The organism is Kitasatospora misakiensis (assembly GCF_042656005.1).
GTDB lineage: Bacteria > Actinomycetota > Actinomycetes > Streptomycetales > Streptomycetaceae > Kitasatospora > Kitasatospora misakiensis.
Genome location: NZ_JBHSOF010000032.1, coordinates 1 through 25,230 on the forward strand (window position 1 = coordinate 1; position 25,230 = coordinate 25,230).

At 72.0% G+C, this 25,230-nt stretch carries 22 protein-coding genes; 9 read left to right on the plus strand and 13 right to left on the minus strand.

Annotated features, from left to right (window positions below):
- Positions 1 to 71: 71 nt before the first annotated feature.
- From ACFP3U_RS22780 to dnaA, 9 genes are all read right to left on the minus strand, one after another.
- Positions 72 to 1,490 (minus strand): class I SAM-dependent methyltransferase, encoded by a 1,419-nt coding sequence (locus tag ACFP3U_RS22780; protein WP_380227472.1) that lies wholly within the window; start codon positions 1,488 to 1,490, stop codon positions 72 to 74.
- Positions 1,491 to 1,814: 324 nt separating this feature from the next.
- A complete protein-coding gene (locus ACFP3U_RS22785) occupies positions 1,815 to 2,558 on the minus strand; it encodes a DUF3566 domain-containing protein (RefSeq protein WP_380227473.1) in 744 nt (247 codons plus the stop codon).
- Between the two features lie 158 nt (positions 2,559 to 2,716).
- Positions 2,717 to 5,329, minus strand: coding sequence for a DNA gyrase subunit A (gene gyrA / locus ACFP3U_RS22790; RefSeq protein WP_380227474.1), 2,613 nt, complete (start codon positions 5,327 to 5,329; stop codon positions 2,717 to 2,719).
- 55 nt (positions 5,330 to 5,384) lie between these two features.
- Positions 5,385 to 7,415 (minus strand): DNA topoisomerase (ATP-hydrolyzing) subunit B, encoded by a 2,031-nt coding sequence (gene gyrB / locus ACFP3U_RS22795; RefSeq protein ID WP_380227475.1) that lies wholly within the window; start codon positions 7,413 to 7,415, stop codon positions 5,385 to 5,387.
- Positions 7,416 to 7,665: 250 nt separating this feature from the next.
- Positions 7,666 to 8,187, minus strand: a complete 522-nt coding sequence (locus tag ACFP3U_RS22800; protein WP_380227476.1) for a DciA family protein — start codon at positions 8,185 to 8,187, stop codon at positions 7,666 to 7,668.
- A gap of 160 nt (positions 8,188 to 8,347) precedes the next feature.
- The gene (recF, locus tag ACFP3U_RS22805; RefSeq protein ID WP_380227477.1) at positions 8,348 to 9,481 is read right to left on the minus strand and encodes a DNA replication/repair protein RecF; all 1,134 of its coding nucleotides are present in this window, start codon (positions 9,479 to 9,481) and stop codon (positions 8,348 to 8,350) included.
- A gap of 41 nt (positions 9,482 to 9,522) precedes the next feature.
- Positions 9,523 to 10,398: a phosphogluconate dehydrogenase (NAD(+)-dependent, decarboxylating) gene (gene gnd, locus ACFP3U_RS22810; protein WP_380227478.1), complete on the minus strand. Its 876-nt coding sequence runs from the start codon at positions 10,396 to 10,398 to the stop codon at positions 9,523 to 9,525.
- Positions 10,399 to 10,612: 214 nt separating this feature from the next.
- Positions 10,613 to 11,743, minus strand: coding sequence for a DNA polymerase III subunit beta (gene dnaN / locus ACFP3U_RS22815; protein ID WP_380227479.1), 1,131 nt, complete (start codon positions 11,741 to 11,743; stop codon positions 10,613 to 10,615).
- A 954-nt stretch (positions 11,744 to 12,697) separates the two neighbouring features.
- Positions 12,698 to 14,545, minus strand: a complete 1,848-nt coding sequence (gene dnaA / locus ACFP3U_RS22820; RefSeq protein WP_380227480.1) for a chromosomal replication initiator protein DnaA — start codon at positions 14,543 to 14,545, stop codon at positions 12,698 to 12,700.
- Between the two features lie 353 nt (positions 14,546 to 14,898).
- Here dnaA and rpmH point away from each other — a divergent pair, with 353 nt between their 5' ends.
- The 9 genes from rpmH (at position 14,899) to ACFP3U_RS22865 (ending at position 21,774) form a co-directional block, all read left to right on the plus strand.
- Positions 14,899 to 15,036 carry a 50S ribosomal protein L34 gene (gene rpmH, locus ACFP3U_RS22825; RefSeq protein WP_030305394.1) on the plus strand — a complete coding sequence of 46 codons (138 nt, stop codon included), beginning with the start codon at positions 14,899 to 14,901 and terminating at the stop codon, positions 15,034 to 15,036.
- Between the two features lie 18 nt (positions 15,037 to 15,054).
- Positions 15,055 to 15,483, plus strand: coding sequence for a ribonuclease P protein component (rnpA, locus tag ACFP3U_RS22830; protein WP_380227481.1), 429 nt, complete (start codon positions 15,055 to 15,057; stop codon positions 15,481 to 15,483).
- On the plus strand, positions 15,480 to 15,851 hold the full coding sequence (yidD, locus tag ACFP3U_RS22835) for a membrane protein insertion efficiency factor YidD (RefSeq protein WP_051769555.1): 372 nt from the start codon (positions 15,480 to 15,482) through the stop codon (positions 15,849 to 15,851). The genes rnpA and yidD overlap by 4 nt, the downstream gene beginning before the upstream one ends.
- Positions 15,848 to 17,050 carry a membrane protein insertase YidC gene (gene yidC, locus ACFP3U_RS22840; protein WP_380227482.1) on the plus strand — a complete coding sequence of 401 codons (1,203 nt, stop codon included), beginning with the start codon at positions 15,848 to 15,850 and terminating at the stop codon, positions 17,048 to 17,050. Before yidD ends, yidC begins: the two co-directional genes overlap by 4 nt.
- A gap of 84 nt (positions 17,051 to 17,134) precedes the next feature.
- Positions 17,135 to 17,665: a Jag family protein gene (locus ACFP3U_RS22845; RefSeq protein WP_380227483.1), complete on the plus strand. Its 531-nt coding sequence runs from the start codon at positions 17,135 to 17,137 to the stop codon at positions 17,663 to 17,665.
- A gap of 176 nt (positions 17,666 to 17,841) precedes the next feature.
- Complete coding sequence (gene rsmG, locus ACFP3U_RS22850) at positions 17,842 to 18,690, plus strand: 16S rRNA (guanine(527)-N(7))-methyltransferase RsmG (RefSeq protein ID WP_380227484.1); 849 nt, start codon at positions 17,842 to 17,844, stop codon at positions 18,688 to 18,690.
- Positions 18,691 to 19,001: 311 nt separating this feature from the next.
- Positions 19,002 to 19,979 carry a ParA family protein gene (locus tag ACFP3U_RS22855; protein WP_380227485.1) on the plus strand — a complete coding sequence of 326 codons (978 nt, stop codon included), beginning with the start codon at positions 19,002 to 19,004 and terminating at the stop codon, positions 19,977 to 19,979.
- Positions 19,976 to 21,034, plus strand: coding sequence for a ParB/RepB/Spo0J family partition protein (locus ACFP3U_RS22860; RefSeq protein WP_380227486.1), 1,059 nt, complete (start codon positions 19,976 to 19,978; stop codon positions 21,032 to 21,034). The genes ACFP3U_RS22855 and ACFP3U_RS22860 overlap by 4 nt, the downstream gene beginning before the upstream one ends.
- A gap of 122 nt (positions 21,035 to 21,156) precedes the next feature.
- The gene (locus ACFP3U_RS22865; protein WP_380227487.1) at positions 21,157 to 21,774 is read left to right on the plus strand and encodes a GNAT family N-acetyltransferase; all 618 of its coding nucleotides are present in this window, start codon (positions 21,157 to 21,159) and stop codon (positions 21,772 to 21,774) included.
- A gap of 104 nt (positions 21,775 to 21,878) precedes the next feature.
- Here ACFP3U_RS22865 and trxA read toward each other — a convergent pair whose 3' ends face one another.
- From trxA to sigM, 4 genes are all read right to left on the minus strand, one after another.
- The gene (gene trxA, locus ACFP3U_RS22870) at positions 21,879 to 22,205 is read right to left on the minus strand and encodes a thioredoxin (RefSeq protein WP_380227488.1); all 327 of its coding nucleotides are present in this window, start codon (positions 22,203 to 22,205) and stop codon (positions 21,879 to 21,881) included.
- Positions 22,206 to 22,338: 133 nt separating this feature from the next.
- Positions 22,339 to 23,304: a thioredoxin-disulfide reductase gene (gene trxB, locus ACFP3U_RS22875; RefSeq protein WP_380227489.1), complete on the minus strand. Its 966-nt coding sequence runs from the start codon at positions 23,302 to 23,304 to the stop codon at positions 22,339 to 22,341.
- A gap of 173 nt (positions 23,305 to 23,477) precedes the next feature.
- A complete protein-coding gene (locus tag ACFP3U_RS22880; protein WP_380227490.1) occupies positions 23,478 to 24,473 on the minus strand; it encodes an anti-sigma factor in 996 nt (331 codons plus the stop codon).
- On the minus strand, positions 24,470 to 25,210 hold the full coding sequence (gene sigM, locus ACFP3U_RS22885) for an RNA polymerase sigma factor SigM (protein WP_380227491.1): 741 nt from the start codon (positions 25,208 to 25,210) through the stop codon (positions 24,470 to 24,472). The genes ACFP3U_RS22880 and sigM overlap by 4 nt, the downstream gene beginning before the upstream one ends.
- Positions 25,211 to 25,230 lie beyond the last annotated feature (20 nt).

Sequence of the window (25,230 nt, forward strand, 5' to 3'; positions counted from 1 at the left end):
ACCTGTGGCCTCTTCCTTATCAGGGAAGCGCTCTAACCGTCTGAGCTATAGCCCCTTGCCGCACTGAAAGATTAGCGGACCGATCGCCGATCCCCCAAATCCGATACGCCCGGGCCCCCGCCGGGCCGCTCCGGGACGGGCAGGTCGGACGCGGTGCCCGGGGCGGTACCGAAGGCGGCTCCGGGGGCGACCAGCCACTCCTCGCGGGTGGCGGGGAGGCGGGCCGAGCCCTCGGCGGTGGTGCGCACCGCGAGGATCTGGTTGACACCGATCCGGTTCTCCTCGAAGGCCAGCGCGCAGGCCGCCATGTAGAGCCGCCAGACCCGCGCCCGCCCCCGGCCCACCAGCCGGACCGCCTCCGTCCAGTGCGCCTCCAGGTTGGCCACCCACTCACGCAGGGTCAGCCCGTAGTGCTCGCGGAGCGACTCCAGGTCGCGCACCTCGAAGCCCGCCTCCTCCAGCCGGGAGACGGTGGAACCGACCGGGGACAGCTCGCCGTCCGGGAAGACGTAGCGGTCGATGAACGGGCTGGGGCGGTACGGCTCGCCGGGCCGGTCCGGCCGGCGGGCGATCTGGTGGTTGAGCAGCCGGCCTCCGGGCACCAGCAGCCGGTACAGGTGCTCCGCGTACACCCGGTACTGGGCCTCGCCGACGTGCTCGGCCATGCCGACGCTGGAGATCGCGTCGAACGGGCCGTCCGGGACCTCCCGGTAGTCCTGGAGCCGGATCTCCACCCGGTCCGCGAGACCGGCCTCCTCGACCCGCCGGCGGGCCAGCGCGACCTGCTCCTCGGAGATCGAGACGCCGACCGCCGTCACCCCGTGGTGCCGGGCCGCGTGCAGCACCAGCGAGCCCCAGCCGGAGCCGACGTCCAGCAGCCGCATCCCGGGCCGTAGGCCGAGCTTGCGGCAGATGAGCTCCAGCTTGGCCTCCTGGGCCGCCTCCAGGCTCTTGGCCGAGGGCTCCCAGTACGCGCAGGAGTAGACCATCGACGACCCCAGCACCAGGCGGTAGAAGTCGTTGCCGACGTCGTAGTGGTGGTGGATCGCCGCGCGGTCCCGGCTGCGGCTGTGCGCCCGCCCCCGGCCCGTCGGGGCCTCCTCGGGCGGCGGGGCCGGCTCGGGGCCGAGCGCGCCGGCCCGCAGCAGGGCGCCCACGGCCCGGCGGCCCCCGGCGCCCAGCACGTCCCCGGGTCCGAGCCGCAGCCGGCGGATCTCCGGGAGCTCGGTGAAGTGCGCGACGGCCCGCAGCACCTCGTACAGGTCGCCGCCCGGCGCGACGTCGAGGTCCCCGGCGACGTAGGCGCGGGCCAGGCCCAGCTCGCTCGGCCGCCAGAGCAGCCGGCGCAGCGCGCGGCGGTTGCGCAGCACCAGGGTGGGCGCGCCCGGCGGCCCCGCGACGCTGCCGTCCCAGGCCTGCACCCGCACCGGCACCGGTACCCCCAGCAGCCCGTCCAGGGCCTCGACCAGTCGCCTTGCGAGCTCCGCCATCGCGCGCCTCCGTCCTGCCGTGCCTGTGCGGCCGTGCCGGCCCCGCCGGTGGGTCCGGGGGACCGGGGGGGAGCCTGCGGCGGTCGGGTGGCGCGGAACGGCGGACCAAGCTAAGCCCACCGCGCCCCCGGCCCGTCCGGGAGGCGCGCCGCGCACCGCGGCTGTCACCCGAAATGCCGACGGGCCCCACCGGCTGCAACAGCCGGTGGGGCCCGTCGATTCCGTCCACGAAGGAATCGCGCCGTACGCGAAGGGAACTGAGCCCCGGTCACGCCCGGGTGGTCGGTCCGCCTCGGTCAGTGCTCCGCGGCCGGTGCTCCGAGGTCAGTCCTCCTCGGCGAGGGTGAGCTCGATGCCGCCGGTGAAGCCGGCCGCCGCGTTGTAGATGAACGCCGAGAGCGTGGACAGCGCGGTCAGCAGCACCACGTCGACCACGGCGATCAGCGAGGTGAAGGTCATCACCTTGCCGAAGCCCACGTAGTCCATGAGGTTCAGGCCGCCGCCGTTGGTGTCCGAGCCGGTGACGTCCTTCAGCGTCTTGGCCAGCGAGTCGAAGACGCCGAGCGAGTCCAGCGTCATCCACAGCACCGCGGCCGCCACGATGATGATGATCCCGACCGCCAGCGACAGCAGGAAGCTGACCTTCATGACCGACCACGGGTCGGCCTTGGTCACCCGCAGCCGGGCCTTCCTGGTCCGGCCCAGGCCCCCGGAGGCCGCCGGCGGGGCGGCCGGACGCCGGGTGCCCCCGGCGGGGGTCCCGCCAGGCGGCGGCGTGGGGCCGCCGCCGACCCGGGTGCCCCGGGGCGGGGTCGGCTGACCCTTGGCATAGGTGGTCGGCTGCGAGAACCCGCCGCCACCCGACGCCGGCGCGCCCGGCGGCGGAGGGGTCGGCTGACCGCCGTACCCCGCGCCGCCCTGGGCCGCGCCACCCACCGGGGGCATCAGCGAGGTGGACGCGGCCGGGTGCTCGGCCGGCGGCTGCGGCACGCCGTACGCCCCGCCGCCCTGTGCTGCGCCCGGACGGCCGCCGGTGGCTCCTCCCGCAGCACCCGTGGCTCCACTCACTGGTCCTCCCGCACTTCCCACCAGGGCGGCCGCACCGCCCTGCTTCGTCACTCGTCATCCAGCGCCCGGCGGGATTGCCCGGTACTGGTCGGCGGCCGGTACCGGCACGTCGTGTACGCATGTACGGACGTGACGGTACCGGCCGACGCGGTACGAGGTCAGGCCTCGGCGGTCTCCCCGCCCGGCGCCGTCCCCGTACCTTCGGCCGTCTCGGTGGTCTCGGCGGCCTCGGTGGCCACCTCGTCCTCCGCCGACTCCTCGTCCTCGGCCTCCGCGTTGCGAGCCATGCCCACGACCGCGTCGCGCTTACCCAGGTTGATCAGTTGGACGCCCATGGTGTCACGTCCGGTTTCACGAACCTCGGAAACCCTTGTGCGGATCACTCCGCCGGAGAGCGTGATCGCCATGATCTCGTCGCTCTCGTCCACGACGAGGGCGCCGACCAGCGAGCCCCGGCCCTCGACGATCTTCGCCGCCTTGGTGCCGTAGCCGCCGCGTCCCTGCACACGGTACTCGTCCACGCCGGTCCGCTTGGCGTAGCCGCCGTCGGTCGCGGTGAAGACGTAGGTGCCGGGCCGGACCACGTTCATCGAGAGCAGTTCGTCGTCCTCGCGGAAGGCCATGCCCTTGACGCCCGAGGTCGCGCGCCCGGTCGGGCGCAGCGCGTCGTCGGTCGCGGTGAAGCGGATCGACTGCGCCTTCCTGGAGACCAGCAGCAGGTCGTCCTCGGCGGAGACCAGCTCGGCGCCGATCAGCTCGTCGTCCCGGCCCTCGTCGTCCTGGCGCAGGTTGATCGCGATCAGACCGCCGGAGCGCGGGGAGTCGTAGTCCTTGAGCGGGGACTTCTTCACCAGGCCGGCCCGGGTGGCGAGGACGAGGTAGGGCTTGTCCTCGTAGGTGCGGACGGCCATCACCTGGGCGATGTGCTCGTCCGGCTGGAAGGCCAGCAGGTTGGCCACGTGCTGGCCGCGGGCGTCGCGCCCGGCGTCCGGCAGCTCGTAGCCCTTGGCGCGGTAGACCCGGCCCTTGTTGGTGAAGAACAGGATCCAGTTGTGGGTCGTCGTCACGAAGAAGTGGTCGACGATGTCGTCCTGCTTGAGCTGCGCGCCGCGCACGCCCTTGCCGCCGCGCTTCTGCGAGCGGTAGAGGTCGGAGCGGGTGCGCTTGACGTAGCCGCCACGGGTGATCGTGACGACGATGTCCTCCTCGGCGATGAGGTCCTCGATGGAGAGGTCGCCGTCCGAGGGGATGAGGGTGGAGCGCCGCTCGTCGCCGTACTTCTCGACGATCGCGGTGAGCTCCTCCGAGATGATCTCGCGCTGACGGGTCGGCGAGGCCAGGATCGCGTTGTACTCGTCGATCTTGCGCTGCAGCTCGTCGTGCTCGTCCATGATCCGGCGGCGCTCCAGGGCGGCCAGCCGGCGGAGCTGCATCTCCAGGATCGCGTTGGCCTGGAGCTCGTCGATGTCGAGCAGGCCCATCAGGCCGGTGCGGGCGGCGTCCGCGCTCTCCGAGGCCCGGATGAGCGCGATCACCTCGTCGATCACGTCCAGGGCGCGGAGCAGGGCGCGCAGGATGTGGGCGCGCTCCTCGGCCTTGCGCAGGCGGAAGGTGGTGCGCCGGACGATGACCTCGACCTGGTGGTTGACCCAGTGCCGGATGAAGGCGTCGAGCGAGAGCGTGCGCGGCACGCCGTCGACCAGGGCCAGCATGTTGGCGCCGAAGTTGGTCTGCAGGTCGGTGTGCTTGTAGAGGTTGTTCAGCACGACCTTGGCGACGGCGTCGCGCTTGAGCACGATCACCAGGCGCTGGCCGGTGCGCGAGGAGGACTCGTCGCGGACGTCGGCGATGCCGGCGACCCGGCCGTCCTTGACCAGGTCGGCGATCTTCAGGGCGAGGTTGTCCGGGTTCACCTGGTACGGCAGCTCGGTGATCACCAGGCACTGGCGGCCCTGGATCTCCTCGACCTCGACCACGGCGCGCATGGTGATCGAGCCGCGACCGGTGCGGTACGCCTCCTCGATGCCCCGGCGGCCGACGATCAGGGCGCCGGTCGGGAAGTCCGGGCCCTTGATCCGCTCGATCAGCGCCTCCAGCAGCTCCTCGTTGGAGGCCTCGGGGTGCTCCAGCGCCCAGAGCGCGCCGGAGGCGACCTCGCGGAGGTTGTGCGGCGGGATGTTGGTCGCCATGCCGACCGCGATGCCGGTGGCACCGTTGACCAGCAGGTTGGGGATGCGGGCCGGCAGGACGGTGGGCTCCTGCGAGCGGCCGTCGTAGTTGGCGGCGAAGTCGACGGTCTCCTCGTCGATGTCGCGCATCATCTCCATGGCCAGCGGCATCATCTTGCACTCGGTGTAGCGCATGGCCGCGGCCGGGTCGTTGCCCGGGGAGCCGAAGTTGCCGTTGCCGTCCACCAGCGGCATCCGCAGCGACCACGGCTGGGCCAGGCGGACCACGGTGTCGTAGATCGAGGTGTCACCGTGCGGGTGGTAGTTGCCCATCACGTCGCCGACGACGCGGGCGCACTTGTAGTAGCCCTTCTCCGGGCGGTAGCCGCCGTCGTACATCGCGTACAGCACGCGGCGGTGCACCGGCTTGAGGCCGTCGCGGACCTCGGGCAGCGCGCGGCTGACGATCACGCTCATCGCGTAGTCGAGGTACGAGCGCTGCATCTCGGTCTCGAGCTCGACGGGCTCGATCCGCAGGGTGACCGCGGCGGCGGCCTCGGGGGTCTCGGGCTGCTCGCCTTCGGGACGGTTGTCGTCGACCACTGGTGGTCAGTTTCCTTTCACGCGGACTGGTACGTGCGGGGCCTGGGTGCAGGCGTCACACGTCCAGGAAGCGGACGTCCTTGGCGTTGCGCTGGATGAAGGAGCGGCGGGCCTCGACGTCCTCGCCCATCAGGACGGAGAACAGCTCGTCGGCGCGGGCGGCGTCCTCCAGGGTGACCTGGAGCAGCAGGCGGTGGGCCTGGTCCATGGTGGTGACCCGGAGCTCCTCGGCGTTCATCTCGCCGAGACCCTTGAACCGCTGGATCGCGTCGTCCTTGGGCAGGCGCCGGCCGGCGGCCACGCCCGCGGCGATCACGGCGTCGCGCTCGCGGTCGGAGTAGACGTACTCGAAGTCGTCCTTGCCCCACTTGATCTTGTACAGCGGCGGCATCGCCAGGTAGACGTAGCCGGACTCGACCAGCGGCCGCATGAAGCGGAACAGCAGGGTGAGCAGCAGCGTCCGGATGTGCTGTCCGTCGACGTCGGCGTCGGCCATCAGCACGATCTTGTGGTACCGGAGCTTGGCCTCGTCGTAGTCCTCCTGGATGCCGCAGCCGAAGGCCGAGATCAGCGCCTGGACCTCGGTGTTCTGCAGCACCTTGTCGATCCGGGCCTTCTCGACGTTCAGGATCTTGCCGCGGATCGGCAGGATGGCCTGGATCCGCGGGTCGCGGCCCTGCTTGGCCGAGCCGCCGGCGGAGTCACCCTCGACGATGAAGATCTCGCACTCGGCCGGGTCCTTGGACTGGCAGTCGCTCAGCTTGCCGGGCAGCGAGGCGGACTCCAGCAGGCCCTTGCGGCGGGTGAGGTCGCGGGCCTTGCGGGCGGCGACGCGCGCGGTGGCGGCCTGGATGGACTTGCGGATGATGTCCGCGGCCTCGTTGGGGTTGCGGTCCAGCCAGTCGTTGAGGTGCTCGTGGACGACCTTCTGGACGAAGGTCTTCGCCTCGGTGTTGCCGAGCTTGTCCTTGGTCTGGCCCTCGAACTGCGGCTCGCCGAGCTTGACCGAGATGATCGCGGTCAGGCCCTCGCGGATGTCCTCGCCGGAGAGGTTGTCGTCCTTCTCGCGGAGCAGCTTCTTGTCCCGCGCGTAGCGGTTGACCAGACCGGTCAGCGCCGCGCGGAAGCCCTCCTCGTGGGTGCCGCCGCCGTGGGTGTGGATGGTGTTGGCGAAGGAGTAGACCCCCTCGGTGTACGAGGAGTTCCACTGCATGGCGATCTCGACCGAGATCGCCTTGTCCTTGTCCTCCGCCTCGAAGTCGATCACCGAGGGGTGGACCACGTCGCCCTTGCGGGAGTTGAGGTGGGCGACGAAGTCGGCGATGCCGCCGTCGTACTTGTAGGTGACGGAGAGCGGCTGGCCGGCCTCGTCGACGTGCTCGGGGCGCTCGTCGGTGAGGGCGATGGTCAGGCCCTTGTTGAGGAACGCCATCTCCTGGAAGCGCCGGGAGAGCGTCTCGAAGGAGTAGACCGTGGTCTCGAAGATGTCCGGGTCGGCCCAGAAGGTGACGCTGGTGCCGGTGTGCTCGGCGGCCTCGTGCTGGGACAGCGGGGCGACCGGCGTGCCGGCCTTGTACTCCTGCGTCCAGCGGTGGCCGTCGGTGTGGATCTCCACGGCGAGGCGCGTGGACAGCGCGTTCACCACGGAGACGCCGACGCCGTGCAGACCGCCGGAGACCGCGTAGCCGCCGTTGCCGAACTTGCCACCCGCGTGCAGGACCGTCAGCACGACCTCGACGGCGGGCTTGCCCTGGCCCGGCATGATGCCGACCGGGATGCCGCGGCCGTTGTCGACCACGCGCACGCCGCCGTCGGCCAGGAGCGTCACGTCGATGGTGTCCGCGTGCCCGGCCATCGCCTCGTCGACGGAGTTGTCCACGATCTCCTGCACCAGGTGGTGCAGGCCGCGCTCACCGGTCGAGCCGATGTACATGCCGGGGCGCTTGCGGACGGCGTCGAGGCCCTCCAGCACCTGGATGGCGCTGGCGTCGTACGACCGCTCGGACTGGTCGGTCTGGTCTGGGGTCTGGCTGGGGTTGCCGGAATCGGCCACGAAGCGCCCTCTCTGGCACAGCGCGGGCCGCATCCCCGCTCCCTGACGGGCGGGCGTGCGACCACGGCGTTTCGACTCGGTTGCCACTAGCAACAGTGTTTGGCCCCCAGTCTACCGGTACGACTGACATCGATGGGCGTTTGGCAGCCTCTGAGGGCAGAAATGCCGCTCTGAATCCCCTCGGGACATGTCCCGATACTCGCCCCGGGGGCTCAGAGCGTCTGGAAGGGCCGTCAGGGGTTCCGGAGGATTACGGTCCGCTCCTTTCCGGAACCCTCCGGGGTCACCCCCAGGTGTCGCCCGGGCCCTTGCTGCCGGGGGCGCGCAGCCGGCCGTAGCCGCGCACCGGGGCGGCCGGGCCGAGCACCTTGATGGTGCGGACCGTGCCGTGGCCCAGCTCGTGGTTCAGACGGGCCACCAACTGCCGTGCCAGCCAACGGAGTTGGGTCGCCCAGGCGGTGGAGTCGCACTGTACGGTGAGCACCGCCGCCTCGTCGTCGTAGGCGGTCGGGGTGCAGTGCGCGGCGATGTCAGGACCGACGATCTGCGGCCAGCGGCCCATCACCCCGCCGACCGCCGCCGAGGACTCCCAGCCGCGTTCGGTCAGCAGCCGGTTGAGCGCCGCCCCCAGCGGCACCGGGTCGCGGCCGTCCGAGCGGGCCCCGCTGCGCAGGCCGTGCCGCTTCGCCTCGCGCTTCTCGCGCACCTGTTCGCCGCGCGTGCGGGCCTGCGCCCGGGCCGCCCGCAGCGCCGAACGCGCCAGATCGGCACCGGTCGGCTCGGGGTGCTCCGCCGACTCGCTCACGGCGATCTCCTTATCCCCACCCTGTGGACAACGGTGAGCCGTCCAGCGTACGGGAGCCGGACGGGCCCGCGGCGGCGTGGGCGGGCGTCGTCGGACCCGGCTCCGCGGCCGCCCGACGGGGGCCTCGGAGGGGGGAGAGGCATGGAGGGCAGGATGGGGCTCAGCCGGTGACGCGCTGGACGGCGCCGTCGGCGACCGTGTACCGGGCGCCGGCCAGCGCCTTCGGCACGTCCTCGGCGACCGCCGCGGTCACCAGCACCTGCTCGCCGCCGGCCACCAGCTCGGCCAGCCGGTCGCGGCGGGCGGCGTCCAGCTCGGCGAAGACGTCGTCCAGGATCAGCACCGGCTCTCCCCCGTCCGAGCGCAGCAGCTCGTAGGAGGCCAGCCGCAGCGCCAGCGCGAACGACCAGGACTCGCCGTGGCTGGCGTAGCCCTTGGCGGGCAGCGGACCGAGCTTGAGCACCAGCTCGTCCCGGTGCGGGCCGACCAGGGTGATCCCCCGCTCGACCTCCTGCTTGTGGAGCGTCCGCAGGGCCTGGAGCAGCTGCTCCTCGGCCTCCTCGCGGCTGTTCGGCAGCTCGCCCTCGAAGGAGCTGCGGTACTCCAGGGCGGTCTCGCCGCCGGCCGGGGCGAGCTGCCCGTAGGCGCCGGAGACCAGCGGCTGGAGGGCGGCCACCAGCTGGAGGCGGAAGGCGGTGAGCTCGGCGCCGGCCCGGGCCAGGTGCCCGTCCCAGACCTCCAGGGTGGAGAGGTCGGCGCCCTTGCCGCCGCCGGCCCGGCGGGCCATCGCGGCGGTCTTCAGCAGGGCGTTGCGCTGCTTGAGCACCCGCTCGTAGTCCTGCCGGACCCCGGCCAGCCGGGGCGCCCGGGCGGTCAGCAACTCGTCCAGGAAGCGCCGTCGCTCCCCCGGGTCGCCCTTGACCAGGGCGAGGTCCTCGGGGGCGAACAGCACGGTGCGCAGCAGGCCCAGCACATCGCGCGGGCGGACGTTGTCGGAGCGGTTGATCCGGGCCCGGTTGGCCTTGCCGGGGGTGATCTCCAGCTCCACCAGGGTGGAGCGCCCCCGGTCGACCACCGAGGTGCGGATCACCGCCCGCTCGGCGCCCAGCCGGATCAGCGGGGCGTCGGTGGCGACCCGGTGGCTGCCCAGGGTGGCGACGTAGCCGACCGCCTCGACCAGATTGGTCTTGCCCTGGCCGTTGGGGCCGACGAAGGCCGTCACGCCCGGGTCGAGGGGAACCTCGGCCCGGGCGTAGGAACGGAAGTCGGCGAGCGACAGGTGCGCGACGTGCATGGCGGTGGACTGCGCTCGCCTTCTGTGGAGAACCTTCGGGACTACTTCGACTCGACCGCGTGGCCGCCGAACTGGTTGCGCAGCGCGGCGATCATCTTCATCTGCGGCGAGTCCTCCTGGCGGGAGGCGAAGCGGGCGAACAGCGAGGCGGTGATCGCCGGCAGCGGGACGGCGTGGTCGATCGCGGCCTCGACGGTCCAGCGGCCCTCGCCGGAGTCGGCGGCCCAACCCTTGAGCTTGGCCAGGTGCTCGTCGTCGTCCAGGGCGCGGACGGCCAGGTCGAGCAGCCAGGAGCGGATCACGGTGCCCTCCTGCCAGCTGCGGAAGACCTCGCGGACGTCGGTGACCTCGGGGGCGGCCTCCAGCAGCTCCCAGCCCTCGGCGAAGGCCTGCATCATCGCGTACTCGATGCCGTTGTGGACCATCTTGGCGAAGTGGCCGGCGCCGACCGCGCCCGCGTGCACCGAGCCGAAGTCGCCCTCGGGCTTGAGCGCGTCGAAGACCGGCTGCACCAGCGCGACGTGCTCGGCGTCGCCGCCGTACATCAGCGCGTAGCCGTTCTCCAGGCCCCAGACACCGCCGGAGACGCCGCAGTCGACGAAGCCGATGCCCTTGGCGGCCAGCGCCTCGGCGTGCTTGATGTCGTCGGTCCAGCGGGAGTTGCCGCCGTCGACGACCACGTCGCCCGGGGACAGCAGCTCGGCCAGCTCGTCCACGGTGGCCTGGGTGGCGGCGCCGGCCGGGACCATGACCCAGACCACGCGCGGGCCCTGCAGCTTGGAGACCAGCTCCTGGAGGCTCTCGACGTCGGAGATGTCGGGGTTGCGGTCGTAGCCGGTGACGGTGTGGCCGGCGCGGCGGATCCGCTCGCGCATGTTGCCGCCCATTTTGCCGAGACCGATGAGGCCGAGCTCCATAGCCAAATCCTTACCTGTGGTGACGTCCCTGCGGGCGGCGCCGTTGCCGCGCTTCCCTGAGCCTACGTGCTGGAGCGCAGGCGCCTCCCCGCGATCGGGCCGACCGGGGGAGGCGTCCACAGGTTTGCTCACAGGGCTGTGGACGAACGGCCCGGCGGGCCGGGCCGGTGTCACCGGCCCGGCCCCGGGGGCGTCGCCCGCTCGGTGCCCCGGCTCAGCCGGAGAGGCGGACCGGCATGATCAGGTACTGGTAGGCCTCGTCGGCCTCGGCGTCCACCGCGGCCTTGCCGCTGAGCAGCGCGGGCTTGGTCGGGGTGGTGAAGCTCAGCTGGGCGTAGGCGGAGTCGATGGCCTTGAGGCCCTCCTCCAGGTAGCCGGGGTTGAACGCGATCGAGATGGCGTCCCCCTCCAGCGAGGCGTCGATCCGCTCGGTGGCCTGGGCGTCGTCGCCGGAGCCGGCCTCCAGGGTGAGCACGCCCTCCTCGAAGTTCAGCCGGACCGGGGTGTTGCGCTCGGCGACCAGGGAGACGCGCTTGAGGGCCTCCAGGAAGGGCTGCGTCTGGATCGCCGCGATCGCGTTGAACTCGGTCGGGAAGAGGCTGCGGTACTTGGGGAACTCGCCCTCCAGCAGGCGGGTGGTGGTCCGCCGGCCGGCGCCCTCGAAGCCGATCAGGCCCTCGCCCGCGCCGCCCGAGGAGAGCGCGATGGAGACGCTGTCGCCGCTGCCCAGGGACTTGGCGATGTCCTGCAGGGTCTTGGCCGGGACCAGCGCGACCGCGGAGATGTCGGACTGCTCCGGCTTCCACAGCAGCTCGCGGACGGCGAAGCGGTAGCGGTCGGTGGCGGCCAGGGTGATCCGGTCGCCCTCGATCTCGACCCGGACACCGGTGAGCACCGGCAGGGTGTCGTCCCGGCCGGCGGCCACGGCGGCCTGGCTGACCGCGGAGGCGAAGACGTCGCCGGAGACGGTGCCGGTCGCGGTCGGCATCTGGGGCAGGGCCGGGTACTCGTCCACCGGGAGGGTGGGCAGGGTGAACCGGGAGCTGCCGCAGACCACGCTGACCCGCTGGCCGTCGGTGGAGATCTCCACAGGCCTGTTGGGAAGGTTGCGCGAGATGTCGTTCAGCAGCCGGCCGGAGACCAGCACGGTGCCGGCCTCCTCGATGTCGGCCTCCAGCTCGACCCGGGCCGAGACCTCGTAGTCGAAGCCGGACAGGGCCAGGCTGCCGTCCTGCGCCGTCAGCAGCAGGCCGGCCAGCACCGGCACCGGCGGCCGTGCCGGGAGGCTGCGGGCAGCCCAGGCCACCGCCTCCGCGAGGACGTCACGCTCCACCCGGAACTTCACCGGTAACCGCCTCCTGGATCGAGCGCTCCCGCTCGCACGTCTGGTTCTTCTGATCTTGGACTTCGGTGCGGCTGACCGCCGAGCTCCGCCGCTCCGCTTCCAGTCGCCGAGGACAGTCTGACGTACTCCACCGACAGACGGGGCAGACGGGCGGAAGCAAGTCGAACGGATGTCGGGGCGCAGTTGTCCACAGATTTCGAGCCCACCCGCTTTTGAACAAGGCGATGGGTCTATAGGTGTAGTGGTAGTAGTAGGGCCTGTGGAAACCGTGGATAACCCTGTTTGCGCAGGTCAGACCCGGTTTTTTGTCCACAGGACATGTGGATCGCGGCTGTGGACGAACACGGCCACCTGTGGACGGCGGAGCGTTACCCACAGGGCACGCTGAGTATCCACAGGTTATCCCCAGCACTGTCCCCAGATCTGGGCCGGGTTATCCACCGGCGCCGGTCAACTTTTCGTGACGCCTTTCACACCTGGGGGTGAACGTCCATCGAAGGTTGTCGAACTGTGGACACGGCTGTGGACAACCTGGGGATAACCTCCCCTTCCCTGGGGACAACCGGTGGACAACCCGAACGGCCCACTGACGGCCCGCCAATTGTCCACACCCTGTGGATAACCGTTGTGCACAAGTCCACAGGCACCTGACCTGCGCGGAAGAGCGTAGCGGTGGGCGCCCTGTGGAGGAATTCTGGATAACTCACAGCTCCCCGGCCTGTGGACAGTGGAGAACCGGCCCGGCCTGTGGATTTCCGCCTCGCGCACCCGGGGCGTTCGAATCCCTGGTCAGATGTTCGGCGCGACGTGCGGACTGGCGGAGCGTCCGTCCTCGGCATCCCTGCCCCGCCGGCCGGTGGCGCACACCTGTGGATATGCCGAAAGGGCGTCAGGATCGCTCCTGACGCCCTTTTCCGGCCACCCGCGGCCCGAACTCCGGGCCGGCGGCCGCGGCTAGCTCTTGATGCGGTTGGTGAGCTCGGTGACCTGGTTGTAGATCGAGCGCCGCTCGGCCATCAGCGAGCGGATCTTGCGGTCGGCGTGCATCACCGTGGTGTGGTCGCGGCCGCCGAACTGCGCGCCGATCTTCGGCAGCGAGAGGTCGGTGAGCTCGCGGCAGAGGTACATGGCGATCTGGCGGGCCGTCACCAGCACCCGGCTGCGGGAGGATCCGCAGAGGTCGTCCACGCCCAGGCCGAAGTAGGCCGCCGTCTGCTGCATGATCACCTGGGCGGTGATCTCCGGCCCGGCGTCCTCGTCGCCGCCCGGGATGAGGTCCTTGAGGACGATGCCGGCCAGCTCCAGGTCGACCGGCGCCCGGTTGAGGTTGGCGAAGGCGGTGACCCGGATGAGGGCCCCCTCCAGCTCCCGGATGTTCCGGGTGATCCGGGACGCGATGAACTCCAACACGTCCGCCGGGGCGTTGAGTTGCTCCTGGATCGCCTTCTTGCGCAGGATCGCGATCCGGGTCTCCAGCTCCGGCGGGGTGACGTCGGTGATCAGCCCCCACTCGAAGCGGTTGCGCAGCCGGTCCTCCAGCGTGGTCAGCAGCTTGGGCGGCCGGTCGGAGGAGAGCACGATCTGCTTGTTGGCGTTGTGCAGGGTGTTGAAGGTGTGGAAGAACTCCTCCTGCGTGGACTCCTTGCTCGCCAGGAACTGGACGTCGTCCACGAGCAGGATGTCCATGTCCCGGTAGCGCTTGCGGAAGGTGTCCGCCTTGCCGTCCCGGATGGAGTTGATGAACTCGTTGGTGAACTCCTCCGAGGACACGTACCGCACCCGGGTGCCCGGGAAGAGGCTGCGCGAGTAGTGCCCGATGGCGTGCAGCAGGTGGGTCTTGCCCAGCCCGGACTCGCCGTAGATGAAGAGCGGGTTGTACGCCTTGGCCGGGGCCTCGGCGACCGCCACCGCCGCCGCGTGCGCGAAGCGGTTGCTCGCGCCGATGACGAAGGTGTCGAAGAGGTACTTGGGGTTCAGCCGGGCGGCCGGCTCGTCCTTGCGGGGGCCGCCGGCCGGCGGGGCGCCGGGCGGCGCGGGGACCCCGGGCACCGCCGGCCGGTCGGTGGCGCGCTCGGCCGGTGCCCGGTCCGCGGCGCGCGCGGCGGGGCGTCCGGCCGGCGCGCGACGGCCGGATCCGGTCCGCGGGTGCTCGCCGGGGCCGGGGCCGTACGCGCCGCCGAAGAGGTCGCCCTGGGTGGTCGAGGACGACGGCAGGGCCCGCGGCGCGGGCCGGTCCATCGGCTCGTCGGGCTCGCGGTAGGCGGGTGGCCGCTCCTGGTAGCCGGGCCAGGGCGGACCGCCGGCCGGACCGCCGTACGGCGCGGGGCGCTGCTGGTAGCCGCCGTTGTCGTAGCGGGGCCGGTCGTAGTCCGGCTCGTAGGCCTGCGGGTGGCGGTAGCGCGGGTCCCCGTAGCCGTCGTCGTCGTGCTCGCCGTGCTCGTCGTGGCTGTCACGGCCGTCGTGCTCGTCATGGCCGGACGGGCTCGGGTACGGCTCGACGGGGGCCTGGGGGGCGGCCGCGGGCACGGTCGGCACCGCGTTGGCGTCGACCATCACGGCGATCCGCACCGGGCGGCCCAGCTCGCGGGAGAGCGCCTCGGTCAGCTGCGGGAGCAGCCGTCCCTCCAGCACCTGCTTGGCCCGCTCGTTCGGGGCTGCCAGCAGGGCGGTGTCGTGCATCATCCACATCGGTTGGGTGCGCTGCACCCACTGTTTGTCCATCTCCCCGACGTCCGGGTCGACGACCAGCCGCTCGACGACCCTCGCCCAGACCGGGACGAGGTCGCTGTTGACATCAGCCACTGGTGCACGCTTTCCAATGAACAAACCAGACAAGTCCTGCAACGGTAGTCAGCGAACAGAGCGGGATCAAGTCGTTGTCCACAGGCTGTGGGTAAACCGCCTCCGGGCGGCTGGTTTGACCCTCGTGCCCCGTCCCGCGTACCGTAACCAGGTCGAGTTGTCGATGGCCGCTGCCGCATGTCCGCGGGTCCACCCGCTCCATAAGGCGCGCAGCACGGGCGCCGTGGATTGCCTCAAACCCCAGCCGAACTGGGGCGATGGGCCGGATTTCCGTAACAGGGGAGATCACGCGGACGCACGGTGACGGCCAAGCGATTCCCCGTCATCCTACGATTCACCTCAGGAGCCCCCGAGTGAGCAAGCGCACCTTCCAGCCGAACAACCGTCGTCGCGCGAAGACCCACGGCTTCCGGCTGCGGATGCGTACCCGCGCCGGCCGCGCCATCCTGGCCGCTCGCCGTGGCAAGGGCCGCAGCAGCCTGTCCGCCTGATCCGCGCCAGAGTCTGTTGTGCTGCCCTCCGAGAATCGGCTGCGGCGGCGCCAGGACTTCGCGACCGCAGTGAAACGCGGTCGTCGGGCCGGTAGGCCCCTGCTGGTCGTCCATCTCGCCAGAGAGGACGGCCCCGGGGACCACACCGACCGGACCAGCGACACCTACCCGCACGTCGCCGAGGGGACTCCTTCGGCGCGTGCGGGTTTCGTCGTGAGCAAGGCCGTCGGCCCGGCGGTCACCCGCAACCTGGTCAAGCGCCGGTTGCGCCATCTCGTGCGTGATCGTCTGTCCCGGCTGCCCGCCGGTAGCCTGATAGTGGTGCGTGCGCTGCCTCCGGCCGCGTCCGCCTCGTACCAGGAACTCGAACGCGACCTGGACGCGGCGCTCAAACGGCTGCTCAAGGTCGAGCACGCCGCCTCGGCGCCGACGGGAGCAGGGCGATGAAGTACCTGCTGATGGGTCTGATCAGGGTCTACCAGTGGACCATCAGCCCACTGCTCGGTCCGGTGTGCCGCTACTACCCCTCCTGCTCCCACTACGGCTTCGAGGCCGTGAAGACGCACGGAGCGGTGAAGGGCGGCGCACTGACCGTGTGGCGCATCCTGCGCTGCAACCCATGGACGCCCGGTGGGGTGGACCATGTCCCGCCGCGCAAGCATCCGGTGTGGCACCGCCGGCTGCGGGACCGGCTGAAGGGCCGGTCCGCCGCCGACCAGCCGGTGATCATGCCCCCCGCCGGTCCGGACCCAGAGGGCCCGGCGACCATTGGCCCCGTGGGGCCAATCCCAATGTCCAAGGAGCCTGACCGGTGACCTTCTCCTTCCTCAACCCCCTGTACACAGCGGTGTCCTGGATCATCGTCCAGTTCCACTCGCTGTACAGCCACGTCTTCGATCCGAACGGTGGCTGGGCCTGGGGTCTGGCCATCGCCTCGATGGTGGTCGTCATCCGGATCTGCCTGATCCCGCTCTTCGTGAAGCAGATCAAGGCGACCCGGGCCATGCAGGCGATCCAGCCGAAGATGAAGGCCATCCAGGAGCGGTACAAGAACGACCGCCAGCGCCAGTCCGAAGAGATGATGAAGCTGTACAAGGAGGCGGGTACCAACCCGTTCTCCAGCTGCCTTCCGATCATCGTGCAGGCGCCGTTCTTCACCGCGCTCTACGGCGTGCTCGCCAAGGTCGCCGACGGCAAGCCGATCGGCGTGATCGACGGCACCCTGCTCGACAGCGCCCAGCAGGCCCACATCTTCGGCGCCCCGCTCTCGGCGACCTTCGTCGGCAGCAGCGAGGTCAGCGTCAAGATCGTCGTCGCCGTGATGATCATCCTGATGTCGCTGTCGCAGTTCATCACCCAGCGCCAGCTGATGACCAAGAACGTCGACCTCACGGTGAAGACGCCGTTCATGCAGCAGCAGAAGATGCTGATGTACGTCTTCCCGCTCATGTTCGCCGTGATGGGCATCAACTTCCCGGTCGGTGTCCTGGTCTACTGGCTGACCACCAACGTCTGGTCGATGGGCCAGCAGCTGATCGTCATCCGCAACAACCCGACGCCGGGCAGCAAGGCCTGGGACGAGCGCCAGGACCGTATGAAGAAGGCGGGCCGGCTGAACCCGGACGGCTCGGTCATCCAGGGTCCGCTCTGGGGCCTCCTGCCGGCGAAGAAGTCGGCGGCCACCGCCGAGGCCGTGGTGGAGGAGTCGGTGCAGGTGCGCCGGCAGCAGCCGCGGAAGCAGACCAAGTCGCAGCGCCAGCACGGCGGCGGCCAGCCCGCGAGCCTGACCAAGGACGCCCCGGCCGAGCAGCCCGCGGACGCCGTCCCGGCCGACGCGGCCGAGTCGGCCAAGGCGGCGGGTACCGGTGCGGGCGCGGCGGCCGGTGCGGCTGGTGCGGCTGGTGCGGCCAAGCAGACCGCGGCCCGGCCGGCGGGTGCCAAGCCGGGTGCGGCCCGTCAGCCGGGCGGCCGGCAGCAGCCCAAGCGCGGCGGGCAGCGGCCGAAGAAGAAGTGACCGGCCCGGTCCGGACCGCCCCCGCGGCCCCCTGAACCTCGTTACCGGCCCACCACCCGGGCCCATCTCCGAAGGAGTCCATCAGTGACGGAAGGCACCACCTCCGCCGTCGAGGCCGAGGCCGCCGCCAGCGCCGACGAGAACATCGTCGCCCGCCTGGAGCAGGAGGGCGACATCGCGGCGGACTACCTGGAGGGTCTGCTCGACATCGCCGATCTCGACGGTGACATCGACATGGACGTCGAGGGCGACCGCGCCCTGGTCTCCATCGTGAGCGACGGCAACGACCGCGCCCTGCAGCGGCTGGTCGGCCAGGACGGCGAGGTGCTGGAGGCGCTGCAGGAGCTGACCCGGTTGGCCGTCCACCGGGAGACCGGCGAGCGCAGCCGTCTCATGCTGGACATCGCCGGCTTCCGGGCCCGCAAGCGCTCGGAACTGGCGACCCTCGGGGCCCAGGCCGCGGATCAGGTCAAGAGTTCCGGGGAGCAGGTCAAGCTGCGTCCGATGACCCCGTTCGAGCGCAAGGTCGTCCACGACGCGGTGGCCGCGGCCGGTCTGCGCAGCGAGTCGGAGGGCGAGGAGCCCCAGCGTTGCGTGGTCGTGCTGCCGGCCTGACGGCAGGGTGACCGCCGGCCGCCCGGGCGGCCGGCTTGCGACACGAGGACCCGACCCCGTCCGCCAATGCGCGGGCGGGGTCGTCGTCCCTTCGCGGGGCGTCGGCCCGGCGAGAGATGTTTCACGTGAAACGGTGCAGGAGCGGGTCGATGGATCCGGGGAGCGGAGAGGTCGAGATGGACACGGAGAGCGCGGCTGCCGGCGGGCCGGAGACGGGGGCCGGCGGTCCGGGTGTCGAGGGTGCGGCCGTCGGCGGGCGTCCGGCGGTCGAACCGCCGCCCGTACCGCCGGCCGTCGCCCGGGAGGTCTTCGGCGAGCGGTACGACGCCGCCGTCCGCTACACCGAGCTGCTGGCCACCGCGGGCGTGACCCGGGGGCTGATCGGCCCCCGCGAGGTGCCCCGGCTCTGGGACCGCCATGTGCTGAACTGCGCGGTCCTCGCCGAGCTGCTGCCGGCCGGGACGACGCTCTGCGACGTCGGCTCCGGCGCCGGGCTGCCCGGTATCCCGGTGGCCCTGGCCCGTCCGGACGTCTCGGTGACCCTGCTGGAGCCGCTGCTGCGCCGGACCACCTTCCTGGAGGAGGTGGTCCGCGAGCTCGGTCTGGAGAACGTCACCGTGCTCCGCGGCCGGGCCGAGGAGATGGTCGGCAAGCTGGCGGTGGATGTGGTGACCGCCCGCGCGGTGGCGCCGATGGAGCGGCTGGCCGGCTGGGGCCTGCCGCTGCTGCGGCCGCACGGCCAGATGCTGGCGCTCAAGGGCGACAGTGCGGAGCAGGAGCTGACCGAATCGCGTGCCGCGCTGGCGAGGCTCGGCGCGGTGGAGTGGTCGGTGATCGCGGTCGGCGACGGCACCCTGGAGACCTCGACCCGGGTGGTCCAGGTCAAGGTCGGGGAGAGCCCCGGCGGGGTGCGGGCGGCGACCCGGCGGGCCAGGGCCGCGGCCAAGGCGGGCCGGACCGGGACGGGTGGTGCCGCCACGCGCGGCGGCGACCGGGCCCGGAGCCCCCGGCGGCGGGGCCGCTGAGCACCGCGGTAGGGCGTGACACGGGCGGGTGGTCCTCGGACCACCCGCCCGTGGTCGTTCACGGCGAGCCGCCCGGCGTTCACGGCGATCCGTCTGCGTTCCGGCTGGCGTCCCGGTGACGGCCGGCCTTTCGGTGACGGCCGGGTGGCCGTCGGGACGACGTCGGGTTCACCGGAGTGTCGCATCGTCAGAATTCCGACATTGCGGGCATGGTGTTTCACGTGAAACGTCGCTCTCTCCTCTCGGGAATCCTCTCGCGCAGCCGGGCGGTGACTGTTGCCGCTCCGGTTTCACGTGAAACACTGAGCCCCATGCAGGACTCGGAGACCATCGACCAGATCGATGACACGCCTATCGCGCGTGCCGCCCAGGCTGCGGTCCAGGCCATCGGCCGAGCGGGCGAAGGGCTGCCCCGGCCGGCCGCCACCCGGGTGATGGTGGTGGCCAACCAGAAGGGCGGGGTGGGCAAGACCACCACCACCGTCAACCTCGCCGCCTCGCTGGCCATGCACGGGCTGCGCGTCCTGGTGATCGACCTCGACCCGCAGGGCAACGCCTCGACCGCGCTCGGCATCGACCACCACGCCGAGGTGCCCTCGATCTACGACGTCCTGGTGGAGGGCAAGCCGCTGGCCGACGTGGTGCAGCCGGTGGTCGAGGTCGAGGGGCTGTTCTGCGTCCCCGCCACCATCGACCTGGCGGGCGCGGAGATCGAGCTGGTGTCGCTGGTGGCCCGGGAGAGCCGGCTGCAGCGCGCCATCGCCGCGTACGAGCAGCCGCTGGACTACATCCTGATCGACTGCCCGCCCTCGCTGGGCCTGCTGACGGTCAACGCCCTGGTCGCCGGCCAGGAGGTGCTGATCCCGATCCAGTGCGAGTACTACGCGCTGGAGGGCCTCGGCCAGCTGCTGCGCAATGTCGAGCTGGTCCGGGCGCACCTCAACCCGACGCTGCACGTCTCCACCATCCTGCTCACCATGTACGACGCCCGGACCAGGCTGGCCGCCCAAGTGGCGGAGGAGGTCCGGACGCACTTCCCGCAGGAGGTCCTGCACACCGCGATCCCGCGCTCGGTCCGCATCTCGGAGGCGCCCAGCTACGGTCAGACGGTGCTCACCTACGACCCCGGCTCCACCGGGGCGCTCTCCTACCTGGAGGCGGCCCGGGAGCTGGCACTGCGGGCGGTGTCCGCGGAGACCGGCGGATCGTTGGTGGGGCAGCAGCGGGACGGTTCGGGGCGGCACGGCGCCCCGGTGGCACAGCACGGTACGACGGAGGGCAATCGGTGAGTGGTCGCAGGGGTCTGGGACGAGGACTCGGGGCGCTGATCGCCCCCGCAGCCCCGGCGGTCGGCGGGGCCGGGAGCGCGGCGCCGGCCGCACCCGGTACGGCGTCGCCCACGGAGGTGCCGACGCTGCCCTCGGGCCGCGGCACGCTGGCGGCCAAGGCGGCCGCGGAGAGCCTGCGGGAGCAGGCCGCCGCCGAGGCGGGGCTCGCCCGGGTGGACGGCGCCTACTTCGCCGAGCTGCCGCTGGACGCGATCACCGCGAACCCGCGTCAGCCGCGCAAGGTCTTCGACGACGAGAAGCTGGACGAGCTGGTCGCCTCGATCAAGGAGGTGGGCCTGCTCCAGCCGGTGGTGGTGCGCCAGGCGGCAGCGGGGCGCTTCGAGCTCATCATGGGCGAGCGGCGCTGGCGGGCCACCCGGAAGGCCGGGCTGGAGCAGATCCCGGCGATCGTCCGGACCACCGAGGACGACAAGCTGCTGCTGGACGCGCTGCTGGAGAACCTCCACCGCGCGGAGCTCAACCCGCTGGAGGAGGCCGCCGCCTACGACCAGCTGCTGCGGGACTTCTCCTGCACCCACGACGAGCTGGCGGACCGGATCGGGCGCTCGCGCTCGCACGTGTCCAACACGCTGCGGCTGCTGAAGCTGCCGCCGGCGGTCCAGAAGCGGGTGGCCGCCGGAGTGCTCACGGCCGGGCACGCCCGGGCGCTGCTGGCGGCGCCGGACGCCGAGCGCCAGGAGACGCTGGCCAAGCGGATCGTCGCGGAGGGACTCTCGGTGCGGACCACCGAGGAGATCGTCAAGCTGATGGAGCGGGAGGAGCAGCCCAGGCGCCAGACTCCCAAGGCCGGCAAGCTGCTCTCGCCGGCCTTCAACGACCTGGCGAGCCGGCTCTCCGACCGCTTCGAGACCCGGGTGAAGGTCGAGGTCTCGCAGCGCGCCGGCAAGCTCGGCAAGGGCAAGGTGGTGCTGGAGTTCGGTTCGGTGGAGGACCTCAACCGGATCCTGGACAGCCTGGCGCCCGGTGAGGACGGGCTGCGGCTGTCGCAGGGCTGAGCCGCGCCGATTGCGGTACGCGATGGGTGCATGTGGCACGTGAGCGCTGTTTCACGTGAAACATGCACCCATCGGCGTTCGGGGGAATGCTCGACTGTGGAGTGGACGAGGAGGTGCGGGGCATGGGACGCCGGATCGTTCCGCTGACGCTGGACAACCTCGAGGATCTGCCGTCGACCTGCCGGTCCTGTGTGTTCTGGGAGCTGGACCCGGTCAGCGGCCGGGCGGCGGTCGAGTCCGGCAAGCCCGAGCTGGAGAAGGAGGGGTGGATCTCCGCGGTCCTGCTGGAGTGGGGATCCTGCGGCCGGATCGTCTACGTGGACGACCGGCCGGCCGGCTTCGTGCTCTACGCCCCGCCCGCGTACGTGCCCCGCTCGCAGTCCTTCCCCACCAGCCCGGTCGCCTCGGACGCCGTTCAGCTGATGGTCAGCCGGGTGCTGCCGGGCTTCCAGCGGCAGGGGCTCGGCCGGGTGCTGGTGCAGACGGTGGCCAAGGATCTGCTGGGCCGGGGGTTCCGGGCGATCGAGGCGTTCGGGGCGGTGGGGCGGCAGCCGGTCAGCTGTGTGCTGCCGGCCGAGCACCTGCTGGCGGTGGGCTTCAAGACGGTCCGCCCGCACCACCGCTACCCGCGGCTGCGGCTGGAGGCGCGGACCACGCTCTCCTGGCGGGGGGACGTCGAGGGGGCGCTGGAGCGGCTGCTGGGCGGCGGCCGGAAGGAGCCGGCGCTGCGGCCGTTCTGAGGCCGGAGGGCGGCCGGAGGGCACCCGGAGCGGGGTGGCGGGAACGGACGAGGGCGGGACTCCCGGTGGGGAGTCCCGCCCTCGTGGCGTCCTGGGGGACGGGGCTAGATCAGGCCGTCCAGCTCGCGCAGCAGCGCGATCTTCGGACGGGCACCGGTGATCTGCTTCACCGCCTCGCCGTTCTTGTAGAGGATCAGGGTGGGGATGGAGATCACGTTGTACGCCGCAGCGGTCTGCTGGTTGGCGTCGACGTCGAGCTTGGCGATGGTGAGCTTGTCGCCGTGCTCGGCCGCGATCTCCTCCAGGACCGGGGCGACCTGGCGGCACGGGCCGCACCATTCGGCCCAGAAGTCGACGAGAACGGGCTTGTCGCTCTTGAGGACGTCCGCCTCGAACGTCGCGTCGGTCACGGTGGTGGTGGCGCCGGCCACGGTCACTCCTAAGGGTCAAGCGGGAGAGGGGCTGCCAGGTCTACAACACCGCGGGAGGCGGTTCTGTTTCGTCCCGGCGGGACGGGTCTGTTTCACGTGAAACAGACCCGTCGGAGCGGTGGGTCGGTAGGGGTCAGACCGCCACGGTGACGGCCTGGGCCTCCAGGTCGGCCAGCGAGGCCAGGTAGCGCTCGGCGTCCAGGGCGGCGGAGCAGCCGGTGCCGGAGGCGGTGATCGCCTGGCGGTAGGTGTGGTCGACGACGTCGCCGGCGGCGAAGACACCCGGGATGTTGGTGCGGGTGGAGGGGGCCTCGACCTTGAGGTAGCCCTCGGCGTCGAGCTCCAGCTGGCCCTTGAAGAGCTCGGTGCGCGGGTCGTGGCCGATCGCGATGAACAGGCCGGTGACCGGGAGCTCGCGCAGCTCGCCGGTGGTGGTGTCGCGCAGGGTGACACCGGACAGCTTCGGGTCGCCGTGGATGGCCTCGACCGCGCTGTCCCACTCGAAGCTGATCTTCTCGTCGGCGAAGGCGCGCTCCTGCATCGCCTTGGAGGCGCGCAGGGAGTCCCGACGGTGGATGACCTTGACGCTGCGGGCGAAGCGGGAGAGGAAGGTCGCCTCCTCCAGGGCGGTGTCGCCGCCGCCGACCACCGCGATGTCCTGGTCGCGGAAGAAGAAGCCGTCGCAGGTGGCGCACCAGGAGACACCGCGGCCGGACAGCTTGTCCTCGTTGGGCAGCTCCAGCTTGCGGTGCTGGGAACCGGTGGTGACGATCACCGCGCGCGCCTTGTGGACGTTGCCCTCGGAGTCGGTGACGGTCTTGATGTCACCGGTGAGGTCGACCGCGACGATGTCGTCCGGGATCAGCTCGGCGCCGAAGCGCTCGGCCTGCGCCCGCATGTTGTCCATCAGCTCCGGGCCCATGATGCCCTCCCGGAAGCCCGGGAAGTTCTCCACCTCGGTGGTGTTCATCAGCGCGCCACCGGCGGTGACGGCGCCCTCGAAGACCAGGGGCTTCAGAGAAGCACGGGCCGTGTAGAGCGCGGCCGTGTAGCCGGCGGGGCCGGAACCGATGATGATCACGTTACGGACGTCGCTCACTGCATCTCCTGGTTCGCATCGCGACCCGCGTTTGCTGCGGGGAGGGCGGTCCTGCTCCGCCGCCCGGGACAACGACTGACCAGTGTCTCGCATTCCCAGGGGGATCAGTACCAGGTGGCCGCAGTGTGGGAGTGTCGCGCGGCCCGTGGCATGGATCGCACGGGAACCACCCGTCAGCGGGCGGGGACGGTGCGGTGCTGCAGGACCGGGCCGCAGTCGGGGGCGCGGAGGTAGACGTCGAGCTGGTCGGGACGGCCCGGCAGGGCGTACACCAGGAGGTCCACGGGCGCGCCGGCGTAGCTGCCGCGGTCGGTGGCCAGTAGGGCGGCGGTGCTGGGCGCCGGGCAGGCCGGGGTGGAGCGGCCGCCGCCGGTCAGGCCCTGACCGCCCTCGGCGGGCGGCACGGCGGTCGTACCGGGGACCTCCGAGGGGTCGGTGGCGCCGGCGCCCGAGCCGGGCCCGGCGGAGGGCTTGACCGGCAGGACGGGCCCGCTGGAGGCCGCTCCGGTGAGCAGCTGCCGGACCTGGGCGGCGAGCAGGTCGTCCTGGTAGGCCGTGCCGCCGGCGCCCCGGTCGGTCTTGGCACCGGTGGAGCTCTCGGCGGCGCTCGGGGCGGCGCTGGGGGCGGCGGTTCCGGCGGCGGGCCGGGCGGCGTCGGCGGTGGCGGTGAGGTCCTTGTGCTGGGAGGAGGACAGGGAGAGGAAGGTGCCGCCGAGGGCGAGGGCGAGCAGCGCGGCGGCCGAGCCGAGCAGCAGGGCCCGGCGGCGTCGGGGGCGTGCCCGGCCCGGTCCGGTGGCGGCGGCGGGGCGCGACGGCGGAGCGGTCGGCGGTGCCTTCGGCGACGCGGACAGCGCGGACGGCGCGGCCGGTGAGAGCGGGGTGGGCGGCGCGGACGGGGTCGGCTCGGCGGGCGCGGCGGCGGCCGCGAGGGCGGCGTCGATCCGCGCGGCGACGTCCTCCGGCATGGCCGGCGGCTCGGCCGCACCGAGCAGCGTCCGCACCTCGGTGAGCGCGTCGACGGTCTCCCGGCAGTCGGCGCAGCCGGTGAGGTGCCGCTGGAGCGCGTCGGCGTCGGCGGGGGCGAGCAGTTCCTCGGCCAGGTCGGCCATCTCGTCGACCGAGGGGTGCGGCCCGGCGGTGGGGTCGGGGGCGGAGAGCGGGGTCGTCATCGCGTGCTCGCGTCTCCTTCCAGAATCGGCCGGGCTGGATCCGGGACTGTCCCTGTGACGATGGGGCCGCCGGGTGGGTTCCCGGGCGGTCGGGCGGGGTCGGCGGCGGGCGGTGTTTCACGTGAAACATCGCTCCCCCGCGCCCCGGCGTCCGACTCCTCGCGCAGATGCCGGACCAGCGGCAGCAGCCGGGCACGGCCACGGGCGCAGCGGCTCTTCACCGTGCCCACCGGCACCCCCAGCAGCGCGGCGGCCTCGGCGACCGGGTAGCCCTGCATGTCGACCAGGACCAGCGCGGCCCGCTGCTCGACGGGCAGCTCGGCGAGCGCGGCGGACAGCTCGCGGTGCACCTCGGCGCGGACCACCGGGGAGTCGGCCGGTTCGGCGGAGCCCACCAGGGTGTCCAGCCGCTGCGGGTCGTCGTCGAGCGGCCGGGTCCGGCGGGTGGCCGCGCGTCGGGCGCGGTCCAGGCAGGCGTTGACCACGATCCGGTGCAGCCAGGTCGTGACGGCCGAACGGCCCTGGAAGGTGTGGGCGGAGCGGAAGGCGGAGACCAGGGCGTCCTGGAGGGCGTCGGCGGCCTCCTCGCGGTCGCCCAGGGTGCGCAGGGCGACCGCCCAGAGCCGGTCGCGGTGGCGGTTCACCAGCAGGCCGAAGGCCTCCCGGTCGCCGCCGACGTGCCGGGCGAGGAGCGACGCGTCGTCGTCGCCGCCCCCCGGTCCTCCGTCCTGCGCCACGTCCACCCCTCGTCGCTCGC